Consider the following 26,208-nt stretch of genomic DNA (forward strand, 5'->3'; position numbering starts at 1 on the left):
CTTTCCGGTTTCGTCGGTTTTGGTTTCTCCGTCCGGTTGTCCCCGCCCTGCTGAATTTGCTGTTCCGGGCTTTTCGTCCCGTTGTCCCGCCCTGCAAATCGCTGTTTTTTGGATATTCCCGGAATTGTACCTACCTTTGTCCGAAATCAATATCCGCTCCGATGAGAATGAACGATTAATGAGGTCGGTTCCATTAAACCGACACCGTGTGAAAAACATCAGGTCTCAGGTTTAACAGGCCTTTCCCGAAGGCCGCCATTAATCGTTTTAATCCATATGGGTATTATCCTTAGCGGTGTTTCCTACCGCTATCGCAATCAGCAATTTCTGTTCGAAGGGCTCGACCTGTCGGTCGCTGCGGGCGCGAAGGTGTCGCTCGTCGGCGACAACGGTACGGGCAAGTCGACGCTCCTGAAACTTATCGCCGGCGAGCTTGCGCCCTCGTCGGGCAGCATCGTATGTCCTTCGCGGCCCTATTACGTGCCCCAGCAGGCCGGCATCGCGGGGATTTCCGTCGCCCGGGCCCTCGGGGTGGACGGAAAGGTCGGGGCGCTGCGTGCCATCTGTGCGGGCAGTACCGATGCGGCCTGCTACGACATCCTCGCCGACGACTGGGAGGTCGAAGCCCGCTGCCGTGCGGCGCTTGACGGGTGGGGGCTGCCGCACGTGGGGCTGGATTCCCCGGTCGATACGCTGAGCGGCGGCGAGAAAACCCGCTTGCTGCTTGCCGGGGTCGCCGTCCACGCGCCCGCGGTCATCCTGCTCGACGAGCCGACCAACCACCTCGACGCTTCGGGGCGGCGGAAGCTCTGCGATTTTGTTTGCGGCAGCCGTGCGACCATACTCGTGGTCAGCCACGACGCCGAGCTGCTCGACCTGGTCGGCACCACCTGCGAGCTTACCCCGCAGGGGCTGAAGGTCTATGGCGGCAATTTCGCTTTCTGCCGGGAGCAGCGCCAGGCCGAGGAAGCCGCGCTGGAACGGCAGGTCGCCTCCGCGGAGGCCGCCCTGCAGCTGGCGCGCAGGAAGGCGCGGGAAATCCGCGAGCGGCAGGAGAAACGTATGCGGGCGGGCGAACGGCACAAGGACGGGCTCCCGCGCATCCTTCGCAAGACTTTCAAGGACAGCGGCGAGCGGACGGACAGCCGCCTCGGGGACAAACATGCGGGGCTGGTCGACGACGCCCGGCAGCGGCTCGGCGAACTGCGCCGGCGCCGGCGCGAGGCCTGCGAACTGAAGATCGATTTCAACGATGCGCGGCTGCACGACGGCAAACTGCTGGTCTCGGCCCGCGGCGTGAACGTCGAACATACCCCCGGGCATCCGCTGTGGCGGGTACCCATCGACCTGGAGGTGCGCAGCGGCGAGCGCATCCTGCTCGCGGGGGACAACGGCTCGGGCAAGACGACCCTTGTCCGGTTATTGGCGGGGGAGTTGCAACCCTCCTCGGGGCAGGTCGTGCGCACGGCGTTTTCCCATGTGTGGCTCGACCAGGAATACGGCATGGCGGCCACCCCGCGGAGCGTGCTGGAACTGGCGCAGTGCCATAACTCCGGCGGCCTGCCCGAACACGGGCTGAAGATGCGGCTCCACAGGGCCCTGTTCCCCGAGGCCATGTGGGACAAGCGTTGCGACACGCTGAGCGGCGGCGAGCGGATGCGGCTCTGCCTGTGCTGCCTGATGATTTCGAACTCGGTTCCCGACCTGCTTGTCCTCGACGAACCGACCAACAACCTCGACCTCGGGAGCCTCGGCATCCTTGCCCGCGCCATTGCAGGGTATCGGGGAACGCTGCTCGTCGTCACCCACGACCGGCATTTCGCCCGCGAGGTCGGCATCGCGCGGACGGTGGCTCTGCCTCCGCCGGAATAGGTGCTTTTCCGGTCGGCCGGTTTTCCCCCGGATTATGGCCTGCGCCGTGGAAAAAACGGGCGAAAAATTGCAAAATCCGGCCGGATTTCGTATACTTGTGCATGTAAATTCCCGGGAAGGCGGGTTGCCTGCCTGAACACCAACCTCGGGCGGCCTTCCTCCGGACTTTCGGACGAGAAATTTTTGACGAATGAAACGATTCTCCCTCATACTCCTTTCCCTGTTGGTTTGTTCGGCTGCTGCCCGGGGCGGTGACGCTATGCCGGGCGACTTGCTGCGGACGCTCAATGCGGCGATCGACAGCAGCGAAGTCTATACCGGCTATAAAAAGGCGCGCATCGAGGAGCTGCGGCTGCGCAAGACCGGTGCCCGGAGTACGGAGGACATCTACCGGATCAACTGTGAGATCATCGACAACTACGAATCCTTCCTGTGCGACTCGGCCGAATATTACGTCCTGCAGAATATCCGGATCGCCCGCAGCCTCGGCAACCCGGATCATCTCTCCGAGAGCAGGCTGCGGCTGGCGTTCCTCTACTCTCTTTCGGGGCTTTTCCTGCAGGCCAACGACATTTTCCGGTCTATCGACTACGGGCGGCTGCCTGCCGACCAGAAATGCCGCTATTACTGGAACTCGATCCGCTATTACGAGAACCTGATAAAATACACCAACGACAGCCAGCTGTCGGACGAATATAAGGGGGAGATCGGCCGCTGCCGCGATTCGCTGTTGTCGCTGCTGCCCGCCGGTTCCACGGACTGGCAGACCGAGCGGGCTTTCCAGCTCATGGAGCAGGGGCAGCCGGACGGGGCGCTCGAAATCTTCGAGGGCATATTCCGTTCGCGCGATCCCCAGACCCATCCCTATGCCATGGGGGCGATGTGCCTGGCCAAAGCCTACGGGCAGGCGGGCGACAGCGCGATGGAGGAACGCTACCTGATCCTGGCCGCCACGATGGACATACGCCTTGCGGTGAAAGAGAACGAGGCGCTGCTCGCGCTGGCCACGCGCCTGTTCGAAAAGGGCGACATCGACCGGGCATACTCCTATATCTCCTATGCGCTGAACGATGCCAATTTCTACAATTCCCGTTTCAAGAACACCGTGATCGCGCGCCTCTATCCGATCATCGAGAGCAGCTACCTCTATAAACTCGACAAGCAGCGGCACAACCTGCGCTTCTATTCCACCATGTCGAGCCTGCTGGTGCTGGCCCTGGCCATCGCGCTGTTTTTCTATTTCCGCCAGACGAAGGTCATTTCGCGTGCCCGGCGGGAGCTGGCGGCGCTTACGCAGGAGCTCATCAGCCTGAACCGCAACCTCGACGAAGCGAACCTGGTCAAGGAGCGTTACCTGGGTTATTTCATGAACCAGTGCGCCATCTATATCAACAAACTGGACAAATACCGCCGCGATATAAACCTGAAGATCAGGAATAAACAATTCGACCGTCTGCATGACCTTTCGTTGCAGGCCCCCGGCAGGGAGGAAGAGGAGCTGTGCCGCAATTTCGACAGGGCCTTCCTGAACCTCTATCCCAATTTCGTGGAGAAATTCAACGCCCTGCTCAACCCCCGGAGCCGCTATACGCCCGAAGAAGGGCGCCTCAACACCGAGCTGCGCATCTTTGCGCTGATCCGGCTCGGGGTTTCCGACGTGAACCAGATCGCCGATTTCCTGCGCTGTTCGCCGCAGACGATCTATAATTACAAGAGCAAAATCAAGAAAGCCGCGCTCAACGGCGGCGACAATTTCGAGGAAACGGTTCGCAAACTCGGTTCCCTTTCGCTCGATGCGTTTCCATCCTGTTTGCCGACCGACAATGCATAGCCATATGCAAGTCGTCGTTTGTTAGTTGCTTGTCCGGAAAATTGTTCCGTCCCTGTTTATTCCCAATCCGGTGCGTGTCCCGCTTTCAGACTCGCCGTGATTCGGGTGAAATCCTGGTGTGATCCCCGTGTGCCCCGGCTTGGCAGCCCCGGCCGGTGCGGCCTGCAGTTTCCCCCTTTCTTCCGATGCCCCGGCGTCCGCCTGCCCCTTTCCGATACGCTGCACCCTCCGGGGAGCTCCCCGTAGCCCTGACAGACCGGGCAAAAAGAGACCCCTGCCTCAATCGCATGAAGCAGGGGTGATATATTCCTCGTGGAAAATCAGTATCTCCTGTTGCCGCCGTAGCCGCCGCCGTAGCCGCCGCCACGGTTGCCGCCGCCGTAACCGCCGGCAGGCCTGTCGGCCTTCGGTTTTGCGACATTGACCCCGATGGTCTTGCCTTCGAAGTCGGTGCCGTCGAGCGCGTCGATCGCAGCCTGGCCTTCGGCATCGTTGGGCATCTCTACGAAGCCGAAGCCACGCGAGCGGCCCGTTTCGCGGTCGGTGATTACGTTAGCCGAGGATACCTCGCCGTACTGTGAGAAAAGGTTCTGCAAGCTGTCGCCTTTCGTACCCCAGCTCAGGTGTGAAACATAAATGTTCATCGTTCTTGTTTTTTAATTATTGTTTGTTTATGATTGATATACGTACTGCGGCCAATCCGCGCGTCCCGCGTTCAATTTCAAATGTGACTTTGTCTCCTTCGGCAATGGTGTCAGGTGCGGAAGAGATGTGGAAAAAGTATTTTTCGCCGCTGTCGGCATCCTTTATGAAGCCGTAGCCTTTCGAGGCGGTGAAATACTCGACGCGCCCTGTGGAGGGCAGTATTTCCATTTCCTCCTGTTTGGGTGTCGAAATCTCGATCTGCGAGACGTCTATCTCCGTCTTGGGTTTGACATCCTGGGGCGTGGTGTGCAGTATGCCGTTCTCGTCCACATAGGCTATCATATCCTCGAAAGAACTCGTACCGCCGCTTTTGCGTTCGTCCTTGCGTTTTTGCTTTTCCTGTCGTTTTTGCTCCTTGAGCTTTTCCCGGTCTCTTTTACCTGTCGTTATTCGTTTTGCCATTCTATGTTGTTATGCGGCTATCGCCCCTGTCGCGGGACTGTATCCGTCGGTTTTGTCGTATTTCCGCTGCCCGATACCCGTGTTCAAAGCAGAAAAGGTGCCAGATTCGGCGGCCTTTCCCCGGTGTACGGAATTATGGGACATGGATTTCGTGCTTGTCTGTAAAAATATTCACCATCATTTTCTTTTGCATCACCTCCGATGCCTGTCGCCTGCAAGAGGCCGTTTATGAACAAAGAAGCTGATAATGAGATCTATTCTGAGATGGGACAGTCCGCCAAAGTACCGCGGAAACAAATACGCACGAAAGAAGAATTCAATATAAACCCTTGTTTATGCCGACAAAGGTAATCAAATTATTCGATTATTCCTATTTTTTTTGCGGATTAATGCATTGACATGCCTCGGGAATCTATTTCAACCCCCTCCGGGGCCTCCTGCCGGCGGCCGATCCCCACGTCCCGGCATAAAAAAGGCAACCCCGTCACTCCTATGTGTCTGGTTTGCCGTTATGCTGTATTCGCCGCAATCCCGCTTCTGCGCCGCTCCTTCCCGGCCGCCGCTTTTTCTGCCGCAATCCTTGCCTTGTCGCAGTGCTGCCGCGCGGTGATTTCTCCCGCCGCCGCTTTTATGCGGTTACACTTCGGCGCCCCGCGGCGGGCGTCGCTTCCCTGCTGCCGTCTCGTTCCCGGCGATGGGCGGGAACGCACTTGGCCGGAGTGCCGGCAACAAGAAGTGCCGGCACTCCGGCCCGGGCTCCCGGGGCCTTAGTAGCCGAGTATCCTCAGCATCGAGCGGTAGGATTGCTCCTTGGCGAAGAGCCTCGTATAATATTCGTTGTCGCTCTTGTCGCGGTCGATGATGATGTGCTTCGGTGCCGGGATCAGGCAGTGCTGGATGCCGCCGAAACCGCCCAGCGACTCCTGGTAGGCACCCGTGTGGAAGAACCCGATGTATTGCGTGTTGCCGGGTTCGAGCTTGGGCAGGAAGATGGCGTTGGTGTGCGATTCGGCGTTGTAGAAATCCTCGCTGTCGCAGGTCAGCCCCCCGAGCAGCACGCGCTGGTATTCGCGGTCCCAGTTGTTCACCGCCAGCATGATGTAACGCTGGTTGATGCCCCACGTGTCGGGCAGGGTAGTGATGAACGACGAGTCGATCATGTACCAGTTCTCGCGGTCGTTCTGCTGTTTCTGGTTGACGATCGAGTAGAGCGCCGCGCCGCTTTCGCCTACGGTGAACGACCCGAACTCGGTGAAGATGTTGGGTTCCTCCGTGTCGTTGCGGTGGCAGATGTTCTTGATCTGGGCGATGATCTCCTCGGTCAGGTATTCGTAGTCGTACTCGAAGTTGAGCGAGTTCTTGATGGGGAACCCGCCGCCGATGTTGAGGCTGTCCAACTCGGGGCAGATGGCTTTGAGTTCGCAGTAGACGTTCATGCACTTCGACAACTCGTTCCAGTAGTAGGCCGTGTCCTTGATGCCCGTGTTGATGAAGAAATGCAGCATCTTGAGCTGGAACTTCTTGCTGTTCTTGAGCTTGGCCTTGTAGAAGTCGATGATGTCGTTGTAGCGGATACCCAGCCGCGAGGTGTAGAACTCGAACTTGGGTTCCTCCTCGCAGGCGATGCGGATGCCGACCTTGCATTTCTTGGTGAAGGCGTCCTCGAACAGGTCGAGCTCCTCCTTGTTGTCCAGCACGGGGATCGTGTTGACGAAGCCGTCGTTCACCAGCTGGGCGATGTTCTCCACGTACTGCGGGCGCTTGAACCCGTTGCAGATGATGTAACGGTCTTTGTCGATGATGCCGCCGTCGTAGAGCGCATTGATTATATGTATGTCGTATGCCGACGACGTTTCCAGGTGGACGTCGTTCTTCATGGCCTCCTCCAGTACGAACGAGAAATGGCTCGACTTGGTGCAGTAACAATAGTTGTACGAGCCTTTGTAGTCGACCTTCGCCATCGCCACGTTGAACATGCGCTTGGCGCGGTTGATCTGTTGCGAGATCTTCGGCAGGTACGTTATCTTGAGCGGCGTACCGTACTGTTTGATCAGTTCCATGAGCGGGATGTCATGGAAATTCAACTCGTTGTCTTCGACCGAGAACTCATCCTGCGGGAAGTCGAACGTCTGTTCGATGAGGTCGATGTACTTGTCTTTCATGGCTGGTTCGTGTAAGTTTCGGCAATCCGTCTTCGCTACATCCGTAATTTTCGGCCAAAGTAGCTCGCCCGGATTTTTTGAAATTTCGGGATGCAAATCAAACGAATATTTTTCGTATAACCAATAGTTTGCCCGATTATTTTGAAAATCCGTGCCGAATTTTGCTTTTTTCATCGGAAAAGGGTATTTTTGAACCGGATTTCAAAAGTGGATTTCAATCGTGTTGGTTCAGACCATATCGCAATATCTCGGGTCGCACAAGCGGCTCGTCGTGCCCCAGCTCGGGACGTTCATCGTCAAGGAGCCGGGCGTAAGCATTGTTTTTTCGGAGTTGCTCAAACGAGACGACGGTGTGCTGCGCGGCCTGCTGCGAGAGGCGGGCGTCGGCGAACTGGAGGCTGCGGGCGAGATCGACCGCTTCGTCTTCGAGGTGCGCCATGCCGCCCAGCACGGGCAGGAGTTCCGGCTCGATGGTTTCGGGGTGTTGCACCCCGGCCCCAACGGGACGATCGCCTTCGCCTACGAGCCGCGGCCTGCGCAACCTGCAGCGTCCGATACTGCCGCGGTTCCGGCCGGGACGCAGACCGCCCCTGTGGGGCAGAAGCCCCCGAAGCTGCCCTATTCCGAGCCGCGCGTGTCGCCCTCGGCCAAAATGAACCCCGACCCTTCGGTGCGGGGCCTGCGCTACGGCAAGCCGCCGAAGACTACCGCCGCCTATTCCTATGTCGACCGGCCGCCGCGCCGGCGCCGCGCCGACCGCTTCATCTGGGTCGCCGTCATCGCTGCCGCCATCGCCGTCGCCGCCATCGCCTTCGGCTATCTGCGTGAAGCGAACGACAAGGAGGCCGAGATGCAGTACCTCGAACAACCCGCCGACCCGCAGCCCGCAACGGACACGGGCGCGGCAACGCCCGAACAACCCATTACGGAATAAATGACGGACATCACCACAGTCAAGCAGCGCTTCGGCATCATCGGCACTTCGGAACTTTTAGACCGGGCGCTGGAGGTCGCCGTGCGTGTGGCCCCCACCGACCTGACCGTCCTTGTCACGGGCGAGAGCGGCGTGGGCAAGGAGTTCTTTCCGCAGGTCATCCACGCCTATTCGGCGCGCAAACACAATAAATATATAGCCGTCAACTGCGCGGCGATTCCCGAAGGTACCATCGACTCGGAACTCTTCGGGCATGAGAAAGGCTCCTTCACCGGGGCGCTCGAAGCCCGCAAGGGCTATTTCGAGGAGGCCGACGGGGGGACGATCTTCCTCGACGAGGTCGCCGAGTTGCCGCACCCGACCCAGGCGCGCCTGCTGCGCGTGTTGCAGACGGGCGAGTTCATCCGCGTCGGGTCGTCCAAGGTGCAGAAAACCGATGTCCGCGTCGTTGCCGCCACGAATATGAACCTCCAGCAGGCCATCGCCTCGGGGCGTTTCCGCGAGGACTTGTACTACCGCCTCAGCACGGTGCCGATCACGGTGCCTTCGCTGCGCGAGCGGCCGCAGGACATCCCGCTGCTGTTCCGCAAATTCGCCGCCGACGTGGCCGCACAGTACCGTATGCCTGCCGTGACGCTCGATGCCGCGGCGCGCGAGATGCTGATGCATTATTACTGGCGGGGCAATATCCGCCAGCTCAAAAACGTGGCCGAGCAGATCTCGGCCATCGAACAGACTCGCCTTATCACGGCCGACGTGCTGTCCCGCTATCTTCCGCCGCAGGACGGCGGGACGCCCGCACCGATGGGCGGGATGCGCGCGGACGATACGATGTCCACCGAACGCGAACTGCTCTACAAGGTGCTGTTCGACATGCGGGCCGACATCAACGACCTCAAGCGGATGATGTCCGAGTTGATGCACAACACCCAGGCACCCTGCGGGCCTGTGCACGACGTCAAGGCGCTGCTGCCGACCACGGCCCAGAGCTCCGCTTCGGCCTATGCCCCTGCGGCGGTCTATGCCGAGAGCGAGGATGTCACCGACGAGCCGCCGCGCGAGATGACCAAGGCCGACATGCAGCGCGAGCAGATCATCCGCGCCCTGCGCCGCAATAACGGGCGCCGCCGCGAGGCCGCCGCCGAATTGTTCATGTCCGAACGTACGCTCTACCGCAAGATCAAGGAGCTGGGCATCGAAGATAATTAGGCCGCCCGGGCACGGCGTATCCGTGCCGGAGCCGCCCGGAGAAGAGAATTTTTGTGCTATGAAGATAAAATTTGCTGTCACGGCCCTCTGTGCCGCCCTGCTGACCGGGTGCGGCGTGGCCATCAAATATTCGCTCTCGGGCGCCTCGATCCCGCCCGATGCCAGGACTTTCAGCGTGGCCTATTTCCCCAACAACGCCACGATGGTTGCGCCCATCCTCAGCTCGACGCTCACCGATGCGCTCGTCGACATGTTCACCCGCCGTACCCGCCTGATGCAGGTCGAAGAGGGCGGCGACTTCGCTTTCGAGGGCGAGATCATCAACTACACTTCCACCACGGCGTCGGTGTCGAGCGACGATTACGCCCTGCTGAACCGCCTGACGATCACCATCAAGGTGCGTTTCACGAATGCCCTCGACGAGAAACAGTCCTGGAACAGGACTTTCACGGCCTACGAGGACTACGAATCCACGCGCCTGCTGACCGAAGTCGAAGGGGAGTTGATCCCGCAGATCGTCGACAAGCTGGTGACGGACATCTTCCAGGCTTCGGCTTCGAACTGGTAAACCCGTGCGGTTATGGCAGATTTGAAACAATATATCGTATCGTCCGGCGCGGGTGAGCTTCCCGCGGCGGCGGAACTCGACGCGTTGCTCGCACGCTGCGAGTGGTTCGACCTGGCGCGTATCGTGCGCGAAATCGCCACGGGCAGGCCCGATCCCCGGCTGGACGTGACCGCACCGTGGCGTGCGCAGAGTTCGCTGCGCATGGCTGCGGTCGATGCCGATGCCCTGTGCCGGCTGTCGTCCGACGACATCATCGACCGTTTCCTGCGCGAGGAGGATTTGCGCATCGTGGCCGCCGACGGCGAACCCGAGGAGGAGGTGTGCACCGAGGCCGTGCTGGACGATGACGACCAGGTCGTGAGCGAGGAACTGGCGGAAATCTATCTTGCCCAGGGGCTTCGGGACAAAGCCATAGCGATTTATCGCAAATTAAGTTTGCGAAATCCCGAAAAAAGTGTTTACTTTGCCGAGCTAATTGGCAAATTGGAAAACAATAATTAAATTTCAACGATATGTTATACACGATTTGCATTGCCTTGATACTCATTGCCAGCGTTTTGGTGATCCTTGCAGTATTGGTGCAGAACCCCAAGAGCGGCATGGCCGCCAATTTCGGCGCGTCCAACCAGGTCATGGGTGTGCGTGAAACTTCGGATTTCCTCGAGAAATTCACTTGGACGATGGCTATCGCTATCGTTGTGCTGAGCCTCGTGGCTACGCTCGCCATGGACAAGGGGCGCGTCGCAGAGAGCAACAGCGAAATTTCGAAGGACGCCAAGGCACTTCAGGAGCGTGTCCTTGAGACCGAGGCGCCCGCCACGATGCCCCAGGCCGAGATTCCGGCACAGGCTCCGGCTGAAACCCCTGCGGAGCAGCCCGCCGAATAGGGTAGTATCCCGGAGGCCGCCCCTGACGGACGGAAAGCAGACGATAAAAGACTGCGGAAGCGATTCCGCGGTCTTTTTTGTATCGTGCATTTCTTGTTTTTCTGCTTCCACCGCTCGCCGCCCACCGCCTGCCGCCGTCCCTGCCGCCGTCCCCGTCTCCGTCCCCGCCGCCGTTTCCGCCGTTTCCGCCGTTTCCGCCGTTTCTGTCGTTTCCGCCCGTCTCCGTCCCCGTCTCCGTCCCCGCCGCCGTTTCCGTCGTCTCCGCCCGTCCTCGCCCGTCCTCGCCCGTCCTCGCCCGTCCTCGCCCGTCCTCGCCCGTCCTCGCCTGTCCTCGCCTGTCCTCGCCTGTCCTCGCCTGTCCACCACCCGTCCTCGCCCGTCCACCACCCGTCCTCGCCCCCCCCCGCCGTTTCCTTCACTCGCCTTCGCTCTCTGCCCCGTCCAGCCCCTCTCCTCTGCCTCTGCCTTTAATTTTTCCGTCCTTCCGTCCCCTGTTTATCCCTGTTTATCCCTGTTTTATTCCTGTCTGTTCCTGTCTGTTCCTGTCTGTTCCTGTCCTTAGTCCCTCCGTCCTTTTATGCCCCTGCTTTTCTGGCTTTGTCCTTCCGGCCTGTACTTCTTGTTTCCGGCACAGCTTGTTCACGTGCGTTCCTTCATTTCGTTCTTTTTTGCGATCCTCTCCGACCCTCCTTTTCTGCTGTTCTTTTCCTGCGGCTCTTCCTGCATCCTTTCTGAGCCTCCTTCCACGGGTATCCTCTTCCTGCACCCCGTCCTGCATCCTCTCCGAGCCTCCTTCCTGAACCTCTTTTTCGGGCATCCCTTTCCGTGTCCTCCTCTCCGCGTTCCACCCCTCCGAATCCTCTTCCTGCTGTGTCCGTCTCGGATCCTAATTAATGCCTTTAATGGTTCTGTCTGTAAAGAAATAACTTTATTTTTGTCGGGTCTTAAAATAATTTTTATCTTTGTTGTTCCAAGTGATTGATTAAAAAAATATATGTATATGCAGATTTATTTTAAATATATTTTCGAATGAAAGCCAAAACTTATGTAAAGGGCGTTGCCGCATTGTGCGCCCTCGCGGCGGTCGCCTGCACGGGCGTCCAGCAATCCCGGGGCGATGTGGCCGTCTATCTGGACGAGTCGCAGCCGCTTGAAAAGCGTGTCGAGGACGCTCTTTCGCGGATGACGCTCGAAGAGAAGGTCGGGTTGCTGCATGCGCAGTCTAAATTCTCGTCGGCGGGCGTCCCGCGGCTGGGCATCCCCGAAGTGTGGTGCACCGACGGCCCGCACGGCATCCGCCCCGAGGTCTTGTGGGACGAGTGGGATCAGGCCGGCTGGACGAACGACTCGTGCACGGCATTCCCCGCGCTGACGTGCCTCGCCGCGACGTGGAACCCCGAAATGTCGGCCCTCTACGGCAAATCCATCGGCGAGGAGGCGCGTTACCGGGATAAGGACGTGCTGCTGGGCCCCGGGGTCAATATCTACCGTACGCCCCTGAACGGGCGCAACTTCGAGTATATGGGCGAAGACCCCTTCCTGTCGGCCCGCATGGTCGTGCCTTACGTGCAGGGGGTACAGCAGAACGGGGTTGCCGCCTGCGTGAAGCACTTTGCCGTGAACAACCAGGAGCTGCGGCGCCATGAGGTCGACGTGGTGGTCGACGACCGTGCCCTGCACGAGATCTACCTCCCGGCCTTCAAGGCTGCGGTGCAAGAGGGCGGTGCCTGGGCCATCATGGGCGCCTACAATAAATACAAGGGCGAGCATTGCTGCCACAACCAATACCTGCTGAACGACATCCTCAAGCGCGACTGGGCGTTCGACGGCGTGGTCATCTCCGACTGGGGCGGCGTGCACGATACGCGCGAGGCCATCTTCAAGGGGCTCGACATGGAGTTCGGCACATGGACGGACGGCCTGAACTGGGGCGCGACCAATGCCTACGGCAATTACTACCTGGCGAATCCCTACCTCGAACTGCTCCGCAGGGGCGAGGTGGGTACTGGGGAGCTCGACGACAAGGCCCGCCGCGTGCTGCGCCTGATCTTCCGCACGGCGATGAACAGCCGCAAACCCTTCGGGTCGCTCTGCTCGCCGGAGCATAATGCCGCCGCACGCCGCATCGCGGGCGAGGGTATGGTGCTGCTCAAGAACGACGGCGGGGTGCTGCCGGTCGACCTTTCGAAAACGAAGAAACTGCTTGTCGTGGGCGAGAACGCCGTGAAGATGATGACCGTCGGCGGCGGTTCCTCGTCGCTTAAGGTGAAACACGAGTGTACCCCCCTGGAGGGCATCCGTGCGGCCGTCGGCGACAAGGCCGAGGTGCTCTACGAGCGCGGTTACGTCGGCGACGTGACGGGCGACTACAACGGGGTTGTGACCGGACAGGATCTCTCGGAAGGACGCTCCGGGGCTCAGCTCCTCGCCGATGCCATCGCCGCAGCCCGCAAGGTGGATGCCGTGGTGTTTATCGGCGGCCTGAACAAGGGCGACCATCAGGATTCCGAAGGCGCCGACCGTTTGCAACTCGGGCTGCCTTACGGACAGGATGCCGTGATCGGGGCTTTGGCCGAAGCCAACCCCAACCTGGCCGTGGCGATCGTCTCGGGCAATGCCGTGGCGATGCCGTGGATCGACCGCGTGCCCGCCGTACTGGAGGCCTGGTATTCGGGCTCCGAGGCCGGCAATGCGCTGGCCGCCGTACTGTTCGGTGCCGTCAACCCTTCGGGTAAACTGCCCTTCACCTTCCCGGTACGTCTGGAGGATTGCAGCGCCCACTCCGCCGGGGAGTATCCCGGCGACGGGCAGGTCGTCTACCGCGACGGGATCTTCGTCGGTTACCGCTGGATCGAGAAGGAGCGGATCGAACCCCTGTTCGCCTTCGGCCACGGCCTGAGTTATACGACGTTCGACATTGCCAACGTGCAGGCGGATCGCACGTCGCTTGCAACGACGGGCAGGCTCCGGGTCTCTGCCGACGTGACCAATACGGGCGGACGTGCCGGCGCCGAGGTTGTGCAGCTTTATATCGGCGACAAACTCTCGTCGCTGCCGCGCCCCGTGAAGGAGCTCAAGGGCTTCGAAAAGGTACACCTCGCGCCCGGCCAGAGCCGAACCGTCACGTTCGAAATCGACCCCGGGATGCTCGCCTGTTACGACGATGCGAAAGGGGCCTGGGTCGCTGAACCCGGTGAATTCACCGCTTATGTCGGCGCCGCGTCGGACGACATCCGCGGAACTGTCGATTTCGTGCTGAAATAATCCCCGCTGCGTGGGCGTCGCGGAACCGGCGCTGCGGAATGAATGCGTGCAGCGGAAAGGCGGCGGCCGCTTTCCCGCGGGCAAGACCTCCCTGGGGCGCGTTTCCCTCTGCCCGGAATGGCAACAACCCCCGCAAACCATCGAGTTTGCGGGGGTTGTCGTTGCCGGCATCAGCAGCCCCGGGGTATTCCGCCGCAATGCGACTGCGGGCCTGCCCGTTAACGGAATCTATCCCTTGATTCCGATCCAGTAAAGCACATGCCTCCGCAGGGGATGTCCTTCCGGCAGGGTAGGGTGGTTGAACTGGCCCACGCACTCCATGCCGATTTTTTGCATGACCCGCTGCGAGCGCCGGTTGGTGACGGCGGTGAAGGCTATCGCCTCCTCGATGCCGAGTTTTGCCGCGAGCGTAAGGCACGCCTGTGCGGCTTCCGGGGCGTAGCCGTTGCCCCAGGCGTCGGCACGCAGCCGCCAGATAACCTCGATCTGGCCGCACAGTCCGTCGAACGTCACGCGGTGCAGCCCTGTGTAGCCGAGCAGCAACCCGTCCGAAATCCTTTCCACGGCGTAAAGCCCGAACCCTTCCGTTTGGAACTCTTCGCGGATATGCCCGAAGAATGTTGCCGACTCTTCCCGGGTCAGCGGGGCGGGGAAATACTCCATTACGCGCGGGTCTGCGTTCATGGCCGCAAATGCGTCGAAATCATCCTCCCTCCATGCGCGCAGTAGGAGGCGGGAAGTCTGTGCGGGAAAAATCATGGTTTTAATTTTTATCGTGTGAATGTTGCGTTTCGAATGGATGCGGGGTCTGCCGCAAGCCGTGAACCTGAGCTTTGGTTCCGCCCGGGATTTTGCCGTGTTGTCCGGTCGCCGTCATCTGCTGGCCGCCATCCGTCGCTGTCCTTAAGCGATTGGTTTTCGGTTGCCGTTATCTGCTTGCCGTTACCCGGTCGTCTTAACCCAGTCGCCGTCATCAGCCGGCTGTTACAGATCGCCGTCCTCCGTTGGCCGTCATGCCGCCGTGGTTTCCGGTCTCTGCCGTCCGGCTGGCCGTCATCGGGCTGCTGTCACCCGGCTTCCGTTACCCGACCGTCGTCTGCCCGATGCCGTTCCTTGAAACTATCGCCCTTCCCCGGTTTTTCCTGGCTCCGGCCTTACTCGGCCACCTCTTTTTTCGAGCGCTTGCGGGTGTTGATCGTCAGATAGCGTTGCAGGGTCTGCTGCAGACGCACGGGGTCGATGTTGCGGCGGAGCTCCCCGCCCTGCGCAATCGAGATGCCGCCCGTCTCCTCCGAGACGACGATGATGATTGCGTCCGAGATTTCGCTCATGCCGATCGCGGCGCGGTGGCGTGTGCCGTAGGATTTCGGGACGTCGCTCTGCGTCACCGGCAGGATGCACTTTGCAGCCACGATGCGGTCGCCTTCGATCAGTACGGCGCCGTCGTGCAGGGGGGCGTTCTTGAAAAATATGTTTTTTAACAACGACGTCGAAACCTTGGCGTCGAGGGCGATGCCGCCCTCGGCGATCAGCCGCAGGTCGCTCTGCTGGCCGATGACGATCAGCGCACCGGTTTTCGTTTCCGACATTTCGCGGCAGGCCGTGACGATCGGCACGACGTTGGTCTGCACCGTGTCGTCACCCGTCGAGAAGATGCGGGTGATGAAATTGAAGTGCTTCTGGCGCATCCCGATCACCTGCAGGAACCGCCGCAGTTCGGGTTGGAATACGATGATCAGCGCAATGGCCCCGACCGAGATCAGCTGTCCGAGTATCGTCGACAGCAGTTCCATGTTGAGCGTCCGCACCACCACCCACAGCAGGTAGATGGCGATGATCCCCGAGAGGATATAGGGCGCGTTGGTGCCTTTGGTCATGCGGTAGATCCAGTACATGATCACGGCGACCAGGATGATGTCTATGAAATCGACGAATGTGAACGGAACGAAACCCATTGCTTGTGTGTTGCTGTTAGTTTTCCTGCAAATGTATAAAAAATTACGGACATTCCGCTTCTGCGCCGCGATTATGTCTCCCGGTTGCCCGCCGCCAGCAGTACCCGCTGTCTGTTGCCCGCAGTATCCTCCGCTGCCTGTTGTCCTCTGTCCTCCGCGGCCTGCCGCCCTCCGCTTGCGATACCCGCCGTCCCCAGTTGCTTGCGATCCGCCGTCTGTTGCCTGCGGTAGCCGTCGTTTGTTGCCCTTTCTCCTCCGCGGCCTGATGCCCTCCGCTTGCGGTACCCGCTGTCAGCCTGTTGCCTGCGATTGCCGTCCGCCTGTTACCCGCGGTGCCCGCTTCTGCCTGCTGTCCTCTGTCCTTCGCGGCCTGCCGCCCTCCGCTTGGGGTACCTGTCGTCCGCCCGTTGCCGGCTGTGCCTGCTTCTGCCCGCTGCCCGGCGCGGTACGCTGTCTTCCGGGGCCCCGTGGACGCGCCGCCGTCCGAAAAAAAAGCCGCCCCGAAAAGGGACGGCTCGGCCAGGGTGCAATATGCACGCTCCCTTATTTCTTGGCGGCTTTCTTGTCCGCTGCGTAGAGCTCGTTGACCTTCGCAAGCACGGCGGGCGTGATGTTGAGCGTCGAATCGGCGTCGATCAGTGCCGTGGCGTTGATGATGAGCTTGTATTTCTTGTCGCCGTTGATCTCCTGCACGGCGCGGTGCAACAGATCCTGCGCACGGTTGGTGAACACGTAGTTCTCTTCGTCGAGCGCCTGGGCTTCTTTCTGTGCGGAACTCTGGTACGAAGCCACGCGCTTTTCGATGCTCTGCTGCTGGGCCTGTGCATCGTTGGTGGTAATCAGCCCTTTCTGGTATTTTTCTTGCAGCTGGGCGGCTTCGGCCTGCAGGTTCTGCTCTTTCTGGGCCCAGCTTTTCTGTGCTTTCTGGGTCTTTTCCTGCAGGGCTGCGCCCTCGTTCAGGAAAAGGTCGCATTGTGCCAGCACGGCTTCAACCTGCACATAAGCGATATCGCTTGATCCGACTTCGCGGGCAACCTCCTCGGCGGTGGCCGTCTCGGTGGTCTTCGTACCGCAGGCTGTCATGGCGCAAGCCGCAACGAGCGCCGTAAAAAGCATTTTTTTCATGTCGTTTTTTATCTGTTTTAGTTAAATATTCGGCTTTTGAACCACAAAGGTAAAAAAAAATCTTTATTTTTGCCCCACGCCTTGTAAATTTTGAATTTCATGTACGAATACATCAGCGGAACGGTCGCCGAGGCGACCCCGGCCTATGCGGTCATCGACGCCGGAGGTGTCGGTTACTACCTCCATATCTCGCTCGAAACATTTTCGGCCGTCGAGCATGCGCAAAACGCCCGTTTATACGTGCACTACATCGTGCGTGAAGATGCCCAGATCCTGTATGGTTTCGCAACGAAAGTCGAACGCGAATTTTTCCGCCATCTGATCAGCGTTTCGGGCGTGGGAGGCAATACGGCGCGCATGATCCTTTCGACCTATTCGCCGCGTGAACTGCAGGGGATCATCACCTCGGGCAATGCCGTGCTGCTCAAAAACGTCAAGGGACTGGGGCTGAAAACCGCCCAGAAAATCATCGTCGAGCTGAGCGGCAAACTCACCGGACTGGCCGAGGGCGATACCCCGGCGATGCCGTCTGCGGGCGGGGAATCGCTCGACGAGGCGCTTTCGGCGCTGGTCATGCTGGGATTCGCCAAGGCCCCCGCCGAGAAGGCCCTGCGCGGCATCTTGCGCGATAATCCGGCTGTTTCGGTCGAGGATCTGGTGCGGATGGCCTTAAAAATCCTATGAAAAAGCTTTTTTAATCAATAAAAGTGTAAAAATTCCCCCCCCCACAATTTGGCCGGGCAGATTATTTGCTATACATTTGCGGCATCGTATTTTATACACCGCAATATTTTGTTAAACTTGCATGCTCTGTAAATGGAAGAGGCGCTCCCACTCGGATTTATTATCCTCTTGCTCTGCATCGTCTGTGGTGCCGTCGCCGTAGCGATAGGTATCTACGTGCTGAAGCAGCGGCGGCTCCAGCGGCTCAAAGACCCGCGGAAAGACTATTACCGCTGATGGCAGGAAGGGATTTAGACGGCTTCGGTCGTCTTTTTTTTGTCCCCGGCACGCTAACCGGGGCTTTTTTTGCGTTTCATGCTTTGAAATCGGATTGTTTTTGTAAATTTGCACGATAATACGACGATGAAAAGACTATTTGTCATATGCATATCCGCTGCGCTCGTGTCGCTGGCCGGCTGTTCCGACGACGAGGACGTCCAGCCCGCGCAGAAGGAGAGGATAGTCTCTTTCCTGACCGGGACGCACGCACCCCGGCTCGTCGCCGAGGAGAACCTGGAGGAAGGCAGCAACCAGCCCTACTACACGGTTTCGGGCGATGCCGTATACCGCTACATTACCGACATCTACAATCCCGACCGGGTCAACTGGCCGGAGGTAACCCCGGCCTCGACCGTGAAGATCACGTTCCGCGCCTACGTCTTCACCTATGCGAATATCGTGACGACGGGCTCGGAAAACAACTGGACAGTACCTTATTATACGAACGATGCCGCCCTGAAAAGTTTTCTGGAAGGGCGGGGGCTCAATACCGAGTGGTGGAAGTTCGAGCCGCTGACGGTGGATATGCGGCACCCTGACATAATAAAAGGGCTGGCCGATGCGTTACTTGGTTGCCGCGAGGGCGATGCCGTCGAGGTGTATATGACATACAATATGGCCTATGGCGACGATTATTTCGGCCTTATCCCGAATGAGAGTCCCATAGCCTGGTTTTTTACGGTGGACGCAGTGGATCCGGTCGACGCGGACGCCCCTGTGGAACCGGCGAATTAAAAGTTGAGTAAAATACAAACCGAATATATGAAATTTATCGCTCGTTTTCTGTACGTGCCGCTCGCCGGCCTTCTGGTGCTGACGTCCTGCGCGAAAGACGAAACGGAATCTTACGACAAATTCGAGAACCAGGCGCTCGAGGCATGGATGACCCAGCACCGCAGTGACCTGGTGGAGAACCTCCAGTCCGAAGGGCTGTACTATGTCGACCTGCTCGATGCGGGCGACCTTGCGTCCGATCCGATCAACACCGAGGACATCTGGGTGTCTTTCGATTTTTCGGGGCGCGATTTGAGCGGCAACATCATCCTCACGCGCAATGCCGACGATGCCGTGCTGGCCGGGTCTTTCTCCAAGTATACCCACTATGTGCCTTTCTACCGCTACTGCGGCTCGGAAAACTCAGGACTGATGGAAGGGACGTGGCTGGCCATGCGCCGTACGCTGACGCTCGGCGATACTTATTTCCGGAATAACAAAGACCGGCTGGGCATCACCTCCCCCGAGGTGACGCTGCGCTACGGCTCGAAAATCCGGCTCTACATGCCTTCGTCGGTGGTCGGCAACGGCGTCGAGGGTACGGGCGGATATGAGGGGCAGGAAGGTTATTCGCTCAGTTCCAAACGTCCGTTCATCGTGACCATGGAGATCCGCGACACGGTCAGCAACCCGCTCGAACGCGAGGGTACCGATGTGGATGATTTCTGCGAACTGAACGGCGGCCTGCAGATTTACAGCAAGGGCGACGACGACACGCCCGCCACGGAGGTGCCGGAAGACCCCGAGGATCCCGAACACCCCTACAACGAGACGTCCAAGCGCTGGGTCAGCGCCTGCGACTCGATCCCCCAGGTCTACGTCAACGTGCGCTACAACCCGGCCGAGCCCCGGGATCAGCTCTCCTTCCCTGCGCCCTACCACGTAGGCTACGAGCCCTATGTCAGCGAGGCTTCGGTCAGGGACATCGACATGCAGATCGCCGAGGCGCTCAAAAAGCGTTTCCACGGCGAGGGCGACGATTACCAGAAGTACGAGGGGGTCAAGGCGCTCGAAGCCGACTCGGTGACGCTCGACGGTACGGCCAAAATCTGGTATATCGGCCGTTTCCTCGACGGGTTCATCTTCGACACGAACATCGACGAGGTGAAGAAGATCATCTACGGCGAGGTCGCGCAAAAGGGCACGGCGCTCGACTACACCCCGTCGAGCGGCGGGATGATCCAGGCGTTCTACTATACCATTCCCAACCTCAAGTTCGGTCAGTGGGCGGAGCTCATCACCACGTCGACCAACGCCTACGGTTCGTCGGGCAAGAGCGGCTCGTCGAGTTCGTCCACTTCGGGGTCGAGCGGTTATTCGTCGAGTTACCTCGATTATCTCAACTACCTCAATTACGCCAATAGCTACTACGGCAGCGGCGGCTACTACGGGGGGTACTACGGCGGCTATTACGGCAACTACTACGGCGGTTACTACGACAGCATGTACGGCTACGGCTACGACAGTTCCAGCACGGGTACCACCGTGACGACCATCACCACCGAGATCCCGTCGTTCACGCCCCTTATTTTCCAGCTTTACATCGAACCGGAAGATTGATCCGGCTTCGCTGCCCGGTGTGGAAAAACCGTCCTTTCGCCAATACGATGAGTGTTTTTTTATAATTGGAATAGGCAAAATGTAAATAACGGAAAATCAATATATTAAAATTCCGTTATTTACACGGATTTCGGATGCAAAGGCTATTAAAAGTAGAATTCGACGGGAGTTTCGTTACCAAATCGTAACCCCGTCGAATTGCTTTATAATAGCATATATGCGACTGAATTACAATTTCTTGCGCAAATATACGTAATTCTTGAGAACTCAACAACCGATACCTTTGTCACATTAAAAATTGTTGAGTTATGAAAAGTACGTTCAAAGTTCTGTTTTATCTGAAAAAGGATAAAATCTCGAAAGACGGGAAAGTTCCGGTCATGGGCCGCATCACGGTTAACGGCACGCAAGCCGGTTTCAGTTGCAAGTTGAATATCGACCCGGCGCTATGGGATGAGAAAACCAATTATCTGAAATCGCAACGAAATACGCTTTCGCGCGAAATTCACCAGATGCTTGAAAACATCAAAGCTCAAATTGCCAAACACTATCAGTCGATCAGTGACCGTGATGCGTATGTCACGGCCAATAAGGTCAAGAATGCTTACCATGGTTTCGGCGACCGATATAAAACGCTTATCGCAGCTTTCGACTACCATGCCGATTCTATAAAAGCGAGAATCGGACGTGACAGAGCGCAACGTACTTACGATAGGCTGATGGAAGAACGCCGTTGCCTGATGCGGTATCTGGTTCTGAAAAAACTGGAAGATGTGACTTTGAAGGAGTTGGATGTCACGTTCATCGAAAGATATTACGCATGGATGCTCTCAGACGGACATTGCGGCAAGACAACGGCTTTCAAACGCACCCAGACGTTGAAGTGTGTTTTATATGTAGCCGTTGAGCAAGGCTGGATAGACCGTCATCCCTTTCTGGCGTTCAAATGTGCTCCGGATTATAAGCCCCGCATGTTCCTGTCCGACGAAGAAATACAACGGCTTATGAATATAGAATTGCGTTATCATCGGCAGCGGGCCGTGCGGGATATGTTTATTTTCTGTTGTTTCACCGGACTGGCTTATATAGATCTGAAGAATCTGACTTACGATCATATCGTAACAACTCCGACGGGAGAACAATATATCTATAATCGCCGTCAGAAGACCGGTACGCCTTATCACATCATGTTGCTGCCCATTGCGCAAGAGCTTATCGAACGATATAGAGGGTATCCGGGTAAAATCGACGAAACGCGGGTCTTTCCCGTGAAAGATCGGAAAAGTATGTGTACAACGATAAAACGTATTGCCCAAAAATGCGGCATTACCAAAAACCTATCGACGCACATCGGTCGGCATACGTTCGGAACGACGGTCACGCTGGAGAAAGGCGTTCCCATCGAGACTGTCTCGGAGATGCTCGGACATAAGCAGATTACGACGACTCAGATCTATGCCAAATTAACTGCCAACAAGATGAAGGAAGACGTACGTCTTCTTACGCAGCGCATCGGCAATCTGTATGAACTCACACAGCCTACGACCCGGCTGCTTTCCCAAGAGGCTTAACCCTAAACGAACGGCGACCAGATCAGTCTGGTCGCCGTTCGTTTACTTATTCCAGGGCCGGAAGTCGCGGTAGTTTTTCTTCAGCACCTCGAAGATACCGGATTCGGGATAGAGGATTTTCCCGCCGAGCGTCGTATAGGGAATCGCTTTCGTATCCCGCAAGGTCTGCAACGTCCGTTTGCACACATGGAAGCGTCTGCAAATCTCATCTCCGGTCAGATAATGCTCCTGACCGATCGTCGGCCGCAAATGTTTCATGGCCGTTTCGATCTCGCGCGTGGTTTGCACCATCCAATCCGTCAGTTCCTTGAACTCTTCGGATCGCTTCGTAATAATGTCCGACATACTATCTGCGGATCAGAGCTTCGCGGATGACGCGTTCGACGTCGGTCTCCCGGTAATAGAATTTGGAACCTATCGTGGAATATGGGATGATTCCCCGATCGCGGTAATTCTGCAAAGCCCGCTGCGAGATATGCAGCGCCTCGCATACTTCCTGCGTGCTGAGCCATTTCTCCCGTGTGGGCGGAGCTACCTTACGATACAATTCCGTTACGGCGACCGACAGGCCGCACAGACGCCTTCTCAGTTCCAGATAGGCATCGTGTTCCATCATGGTTACTTCCATAAGTCGAATGTTTTATGAATTAGTATTTAGTATAATTTAAGCACCGGCATCGGATGCCGTCGTGTTTCATTTCGTCGTTTCAAATCCGGTGCACACAGCCGGATTTGCCGTCGTGCCGAAAAGTAATCCTCCGTCAGCATCAGCTTTTCTGCTTCCGGTGTAAAGAGCATTACGCCTTTCATCACCGCATAATACGCCTCGTCATTCGCCACGACATGACGGGGCTGTAACTTCAGACGAGTCAATTCCGGCAATAATTTCCGCATGTATAGTTCATCGGGCCGCTTCGCTTCTTCCGTCGTCGCATGGAAGGATGCTTCCGGAGGCAGATCGTATTGCAGATAGAACAGGTTTTCGAGCGCCCGTCCGGGTGTCGTCTTTTTCAACTCTTCGGAGATGTGATGCCTGAAACCCTCTTCGCCGTTCGTTCCGACAGCGAAACGTACGGCATGCAGCGTTCAGTCGAGCGTCAGGTAAATACTTCGTATCCGGTCTTCCCGCATATTCGTTACATTTTTATTGCGGCACGTTTGCCGCTGACAGGACGGGAATGCCGCAGCCTGCGTTCCGTTTCCCGCCTTTTGGTTACGGTGCCCGTTCCGGGCAGGGAAACATGCTGTTTCGCATCCGGCGATGACTCTTTGTATTCCGTCAGGAATCTCCCGTTCTGAATGTTGTATTCCGTGCGAAGAATACCCGCTGCGATTTCACGGGCCTGCTGCTGCAAGGCACCGTACCCGAAGTCGTGCGTCGATTGCCGGTTTCCCATACGCGCCCGGTCGCAATCCCGGAGTTTCGACGCCACCTCGGAGAAGAACTCCCGATGTCTGAAACGATGCAACCCGTCGTCGGCTACAGATGCGGCGTACCCGTTTTCCGCGATATACAACAGCGTTGCGAGATCGTGATTGCCTGACGATACCTGTGTCCGGTTCCCGGCAACGAACCTCTCGAAGTCCTCGTAGCACGGCGATATGGAATATGCTGCCGAACATATGCCTTCCGAAAGTACCGATGTCGGAATCCACTTCTCCTCGGTAAAACTGTATCGGGATCTCTCCAGTCCCGGATACTCGCTTTTCAGATCGCTTTTCACGAATTTGTCGATACACTTGTCCGCCATCGCGGCGATTCGGGGCGGCAAATGTTTCAATTCATAGATTTTCAGCGTATCTGCATCAGTCCGCATTCCGAAGAAACGATCCGTCATGTATTGCATATAGCAGTACATGGCCCGCCGGCCCTTGGGCGTATCGCTGAAGAGATAAGTTCCCTGTGAAGAGGTTACAGCCCGATAGAGCGGTGCATCGTCGGGCGCCGTACGGGCACAATGCATCGTAAATCTCCGGTATTCGGAATCGCGCATCAGCTGTTCCCGCCGCCCTGCCGGAGAGAGGGGCGAAAGACCTTTCGAGAGTGCGAAAGCCGCATCCCGGAGCGAAACGGCCGGCTCGGGGTGTATATCCTGCCGGATAAAAGCCGGAGCCAGCTTCCCGTAAAAATACTCGTTCGTCGTACTTCGGCGCGACGGAATCGCTTTGCTGTCGGGAAAGGTCAGATGCAGCAGCGTGTGGTCGGGAACGACCGATGAACGGGAGCAGGCGGCAACCTGTTCGCGTATATAATCTTCGAAAGACTGACGTCCGTTTTCTCGGACGGCGATACGCACGGCCTGCATCTGCGGATTCATCGTAACGAAAACACTCGCCGGAACCTTGCGCCTCATGAGGCGGTCTAAAAAATCTGCGATTCGGGACATGAACGGTAAATTTCAGAGGATTTTACAAGACAGAATCGGAAATAATATCTATTCCCTGACACAACGCACCAGCCCTTTGCCTTTTCCGCCTTCGAAGTTCGTCCACCCGCTGTTGATCTCGAATTTGAAATAGACGGTCGGATACGGCGTAGCGGATGTCGGTTCGGACGCCGCTCCGGTCAGCATGACGGCAACGCCGTCACGATCCAGCCGAAAATCGTCGTTCCCGACCGGTACGGGATAAAACGTCCCCTTCGTATCTCCCCTGAAGCGCTGGAACCAATAGCCGTTGTCGAACGCTCCGACCACATATGGTTCTCCGGGAAAAACGTAATTCTCGAAAGCCGTCCATGTATAACGGCTCGGCAGCCGGTACCCTTCGGGACAGGGGTCATACACGCTTTTCGCACTCGCCCAACCGTAAGTGTCCACAGGCGCGGGATCGCCCCAAAGGGCATTGTCGTAATAGGTATAAAGTTTGGCGTACCACCCCGTATAGACATACGTCGTCGGGTGCCGGGTCATATAGGTCAGATCGTATGTTTTGGCTTCGGATCCGTTCGAGGTGTAGATTGTCGGCCAATGGTTTATGAACCGATCCTTACGTCCTGCGGCGTTGTAGACCTCGTTCGACGTAAAGGGATCTTTGCGCCCCCATGTGTAGACCAGTCCGTAGCGGGTTTTCAAATCCGTACCGATGGCTCCCAGATTCCGATCCATGACAAGGAACTGTTCGCCCGCTCGGTTCGTATACCGGTCGTCCTGCGGTCGATCGTTGGGCAGGCACCATATATGCCAGCTCCAGAGAATCGTCCCGCCAGCATCGTACACCGCGACGAGCGCATTGCCCCGCTGACCGTTCGTGCGCACCGTAAGACGGTTGTCCGCAAGCGTGAATCCCGTCACGATCTTGTTGTCCTGCCACAGCAGCCCGGCGGATGCCGGAGCGTATTCATCGCCCGCCTCGATTCCCAGATAGGCGTAATTGCGGCTGCGAGACGTGCGATACGGGGTAACATCGAACGTAACCTGATCGCCGGTGCAGATATGGCAGTTCGCCGTTCCGTAATACAGACCGTCGTAGACGAGAACCCGGTTGTCGATCTCATTTTCGCCCCTGATAACAAGCTCCAGATTATGCCACGTGTTTCGGCGGACATTGAAATCCGACGTGTTATTTTCACCCGGATAAACGATGTATTCGACAAGGGCTTTGTCCGCACTCCGTTCCGCGAGAATCCGCAGGTAGGTGGCACAGGCCGGAGCATTTTCAGGGCACTTGTCCTTCTGGTCGGTGATCGTGTCTACCGAGCCCTGCAAGTTCTCGAAAAGATACGCTGTACCCGCGGTTCTCCGTTCATTGCCGACAGGCATCGCCTCGCCGTCATAGTAGTTCGCCTCGACCGTCGAAGAAATACTGCCCGAATCGAAGGGACGTATCGTCAGCGGCAGATTGCAGAACTGCACAGAGCGAAGACGGAGCGACGGTGCGACGGCGTCGGCGACCTCGATGGTATAGGCGATCTTCGCCGCACTGCGCGTTACGCGAAGCGATGAGGGGGTACACCGGCCAGCGCCATCGACCGCCAATGTTCCCCGATCCGTCATCGGGATAGCGTCCGAAGACTCCATCACGTCTACCGCTGTTTCGTAAAACTGGATCTTGAACGCATTTTTATCTCCCAGATCCTGTCCGGCGTTCGCAATCGCATAACTCCGATAATTGCCGGGAAGGACGTTGAACACCAGCGGCGAGGAAACGGAGGGGAAATAAAAATGATATTCTGTATCTCCGTACAGATACAAATTCACATCCCGAATGCAATTTTCATCCATTGCGCGGGTGGCGGCCTGCTGCTCGGTCGTCAGATGCAGTTCGACCCTGACGGGCGATTGTTTTTCGGGCGCCCGAGCCGGTATCTCTACCGCTTCGGTGCAGGCTGCGAGCATCGAAAGCATGCCCGGGAGCCAAATCAACAGTTTTTTCATCGTGACAGCGG

General features: G+C 57.8%; 25 protein-coding genes. 13 read left to right on the forward strand and 12 right to left on the reverse strand.

Going from position 1 to position 26,208, the window contains the following annotated elements:
• Positions 1-276 precede the first annotated feature (276 nt).
• Both NQ559_RS12315 and susR read left to right on the forward strand, forming a co-directional pair.
• Positions 277-1,872, forward strand: coding sequence for an ABC-F family ATP-binding cassette domain-containing protein (locus NQ559_RS12315; protein WP_018696936.1), 1,596 nt, complete (start codon positions 277-279; stop codon positions 1,870-1,872).
• 190 nt (positions 1,873-2,062) lie between these two features.
• Positions 2,063-3,703: a SusR family glycan utilization regulator gene (gene susR / locus NQ559_RS12320; RefSeq protein WP_018696935.1), complete on the forward strand. Its 1,641-nt coding sequence runs from the start codon at positions 2,063-2,065 to the stop codon at positions 3,701-3,703.
• Positions 3,704-4,023: 320 nt separating this feature from the next.
• Here susR and rbp read toward each other — a convergent pair whose 3' ends face one another.
• The 3 genes from rbp to NQ559_RS12335 form a co-directional block, all read right to left on the reverse strand.
• On the reverse strand, positions 4,024-4,347 hold the full coding sequence (gene rbp, locus NQ559_RS12325; protein WP_018696934.1) for an RNA-binding regulator: 324 nt from the start codon (positions 4,345-4,347) through the stop codon (positions 4,024-4,026).
• A 16-nt stretch (positions 4,348-4,363) separates the two neighbouring features.
• Complete coding sequence (locus NQ559_RS12330; RefSeq protein ID WP_018696933.1) at positions 4,364-4,810, reverse strand: cold-shock protein; 447 nt, start codon at positions 4,808-4,810, stop codon at positions 4,364-4,366.
• Between the two features lie 767 nt (positions 4,811-5,577).
• Positions 5,578-6,972, reverse strand: a complete 1,395-nt coding sequence (locus tag NQ559_RS12335) for a type III PLP-dependent enzyme domain-containing protein (protein ID WP_018696932.1) — start codon at positions 6,970-6,972, stop codon at positions 5,578-5,580.
• A 223-nt stretch (positions 6,973-7,195) separates the two neighbouring features.
• On the opposite strand from NQ559_RS12335, the gene NQ559_RS12340 reads away from it, so the two are divergent.
• From NQ559_RS12340 to secG, 5 genes are read left to right on the forward strand one after another with little or no spacing between them, the layout of a single operon-like run.
• On the forward strand, positions 7,196-7,906 hold the full coding sequence (locus NQ559_RS12340; RefSeq protein WP_018696931.1) for a hypothetical protein: 711 nt from the start codon (positions 7,196-7,198) through the stop codon (positions 7,904-7,906).
• On the forward strand, positions 7,907-9,115 hold the full coding sequence (locus tag NQ559_RS12345; protein WP_018696930.1) for a sigma-54 interaction domain-containing protein: 1,209 nt from the start codon (positions 7,907-7,909) through the stop codon (positions 9,113-9,115). It begins immediately after the preceding gene.
• 58 nt (positions 9,116-9,173) lie between these two features.
• Positions 9,174-9,683, forward strand: coding sequence for an LPS assembly lipoprotein LptE (gene lptE / locus NQ559_RS12350; RefSeq protein WP_018696929.1), 510 nt, complete (start codon positions 9,174-9,176; stop codon positions 9,681-9,683).
• Positions 9,684-9,695: 12 nt separating this feature from the next.
• Positions 9,696-10,184 (forward strand): hypothetical protein, encoded by a 489-nt coding sequence (locus NQ559_RS12355; RefSeq protein WP_018696928.1) that lies wholly within the window; start codon positions 9,696-9,698, stop codon positions 10,182-10,184.
• An 11-nt stretch (positions 10,185-10,195) separates the two neighbouring features.
• Positions 10,196-10,570, forward strand: a complete 375-nt coding sequence (gene secG / locus NQ559_RS12360; RefSeq protein ID WP_018696927.1) for a preprotein translocase subunit SecG — start codon at positions 10,196-10,198, stop codon at positions 10,568-10,570.
• Between the two features lie 505 nt (positions 10,571-11,075).
• On the opposite strand, the gene NQ559_RS12365 is transcribed toward secG, so the two are convergent.
• Positions 11,076-11,387: a hypothetical protein gene (locus NQ559_RS12365; protein WP_026318582.1), complete on the reverse strand. Its 312-nt coding sequence runs from the start codon at positions 11,385-11,387 to the stop codon at positions 11,076-11,078.
• Positions 11,388-11,599: 212 nt separating this feature from the next.
• On the opposite strand from NQ559_RS12365, the gene NQ559_RS12370 reads away from it, so the two are divergent.
• Positions 11,600-13,834 carry a glycoside hydrolase family 3 C-terminal domain-containing protein gene (locus tag NQ559_RS12370; RefSeq protein WP_018696925.1) on the forward strand — a complete coding sequence of 745 codons (2,235 nt, stop codon included), beginning with the start codon at positions 11,600-11,602 and terminating at the stop codon, positions 13,832-13,834.
• A gap of 228 nt (positions 13,835-14,062) precedes the next feature.
• On the opposite strand, the gene NQ559_RS12375 is transcribed toward NQ559_RS12370, so the two are convergent.
• The 3 genes from NQ559_RS12375 to NQ559_RS12385 form a co-directional block, all read right to left on the reverse strand.
• Positions 14,063-14,593: a GNAT family N-acetyltransferase gene (locus NQ559_RS12375; RefSeq protein ID WP_018696923.1), complete on the reverse strand. Its 531-nt coding sequence runs from the start codon at positions 14,591-14,593 to the stop codon at positions 14,063-14,065.
• Between the two features lie 395 nt (positions 14,594-14,988).
• Positions 14,989-15,789: a diadenylate cyclase CdaA gene (gene cdaA, locus NQ559_RS12380; protein ID WP_018696922.1), complete on the reverse strand. Its 801-nt coding sequence runs from the start codon at positions 15,787-15,789 to the stop codon at positions 14,989-14,991.
• A gap of 543 nt (positions 15,790-16,332) precedes the next feature.
• Entirely contained in the window at positions 16,333-16,914 is a 582-nt protein-coding gene (locus NQ559_RS12385; RefSeq protein ID WP_018696921.1) for an OmpH/Skp family outer membrane protein, read from the reverse strand.
• A 99-nt stretch (positions 16,915-17,013) separates the two neighbouring features.
• Between NQ559_RS12385 and ruvA the strand changes: the two genes are divergently transcribed.
• The 5 genes from ruvA (at position 17,014) to NQ559_RS12410 (ending at position 21,821) form a co-directional block, all read left to right on the forward strand.
• Positions 17,014-17,598, forward strand: a complete 585-nt coding sequence (ruvA, locus tag NQ559_RS12390) for a Holliday junction branch migration protein RuvA (RefSeq protein ID WP_026318581.1) — start codon at positions 17,014-17,016, stop codon at positions 17,596-17,598.
• A gap of 132 nt (positions 17,599-17,730) precedes the next feature.
• Positions 17,731-17,874, forward strand: a complete 144-nt coding sequence (locus tag NQ559_RS12395) for a hypothetical protein (RefSeq protein ID WP_018696919.1) — start codon at positions 17,731-17,733, stop codon at positions 17,872-17,874.
• Between the two features lie 126 nt (positions 17,875-18,000).
• Complete coding sequence (locus NQ559_RS12400; RefSeq protein WP_046517951.1) at positions 18,001-18,651, forward strand: FKBP-type peptidyl-prolyl cis-trans isomerase; 651 nt, start codon at positions 18,001-18,003, stop codon at positions 18,649-18,651.
• A 27-nt stretch (positions 18,652-18,678) separates the two neighbouring features.
• Positions 18,679-20,250 (forward strand): FKBP-type peptidyl-prolyl cis-trans isomerase, encoded by a 1,572-nt coding sequence (locus NQ559_RS12405; protein ID WP_018696917.1) that lies wholly within the window; start codon positions 18,679-18,681, stop codon positions 20,248-20,250.
• A 308-nt stretch (positions 20,251-20,558) separates the two neighbouring features.
• Positions 20,559-21,821: a site-specific integrase gene (locus tag NQ559_RS12410; RefSeq protein ID WP_018696916.1), complete on the forward strand. Its 1,263-nt coding sequence runs from the start codon at positions 20,559-20,561 to the stop codon at positions 21,819-21,821.
• Positions 21,822-21,863: 42 nt separating this feature from the next.
• On the opposite strand, the gene NQ559_RS12415 is transcribed toward NQ559_RS12410, so the two are convergent.
• From NQ559_RS12415 to NQ559_RS12435, 5 genes are all read right to left on the reverse strand, one after another.
• The gene (locus NQ559_RS12415) at positions 21,864-22,166 is read right to left on the reverse strand and encodes a helix-turn-helix domain-containing protein (RefSeq protein WP_015547817.1); all 303 of its coding nucleotides are present in this window, start codon (positions 22,164-22,166) and stop codon (positions 21,864-21,866) included.
• A gap of 1 nt (position 22,167) precedes the next feature.
• Positions 22,168-22,449, reverse strand: coding sequence for a helix-turn-helix domain-containing protein (locus NQ559_RS12420; RefSeq protein ID WP_015547818.1), 282 nt, complete (start codon positions 22,447-22,449; stop codon positions 22,168-22,170).
• Between the two features lie 26 nt (positions 22,450-22,475).
• Complete coding sequence (locus NQ559_RS12425; RefSeq protein WP_018696915.1) at positions 22,476-22,835, reverse strand: hypothetical protein; 360 nt, start codon at positions 22,833-22,835, stop codon at positions 22,476-22,478.
• 122 nt (positions 22,836-22,957) lie between these two features.
• Positions 22,958-24,208, reverse strand: coding sequence for a DUF6047 family protein (locus NQ559_RS12430; RefSeq protein ID WP_244062014.1), 1,251 nt, complete (start codon positions 24,206-24,208; stop codon positions 22,958-22,960).
• Between the two features lie 48 nt (positions 24,209-24,256).
• Positions 24,257-26,197 (reverse strand): DUF4906 domain-containing protein, encoded by a 1,941-nt coding sequence (locus tag NQ559_RS12435; RefSeq protein ID WP_018696913.1) that lies wholly within the window; start codon positions 26,195-26,197, stop codon positions 24,257-24,259.
• Positions 26,198-26,208 lie beyond the last annotated feature (11 nt).

This window comes from Alistipes onderdonkii, from assembly GCF_025145285.1.
GTDB lineage: Bacteria > Bacteroidota > Bacteroidia > Bacteroidales > Rikenellaceae > Alistipes > Alistipes onderdonkii.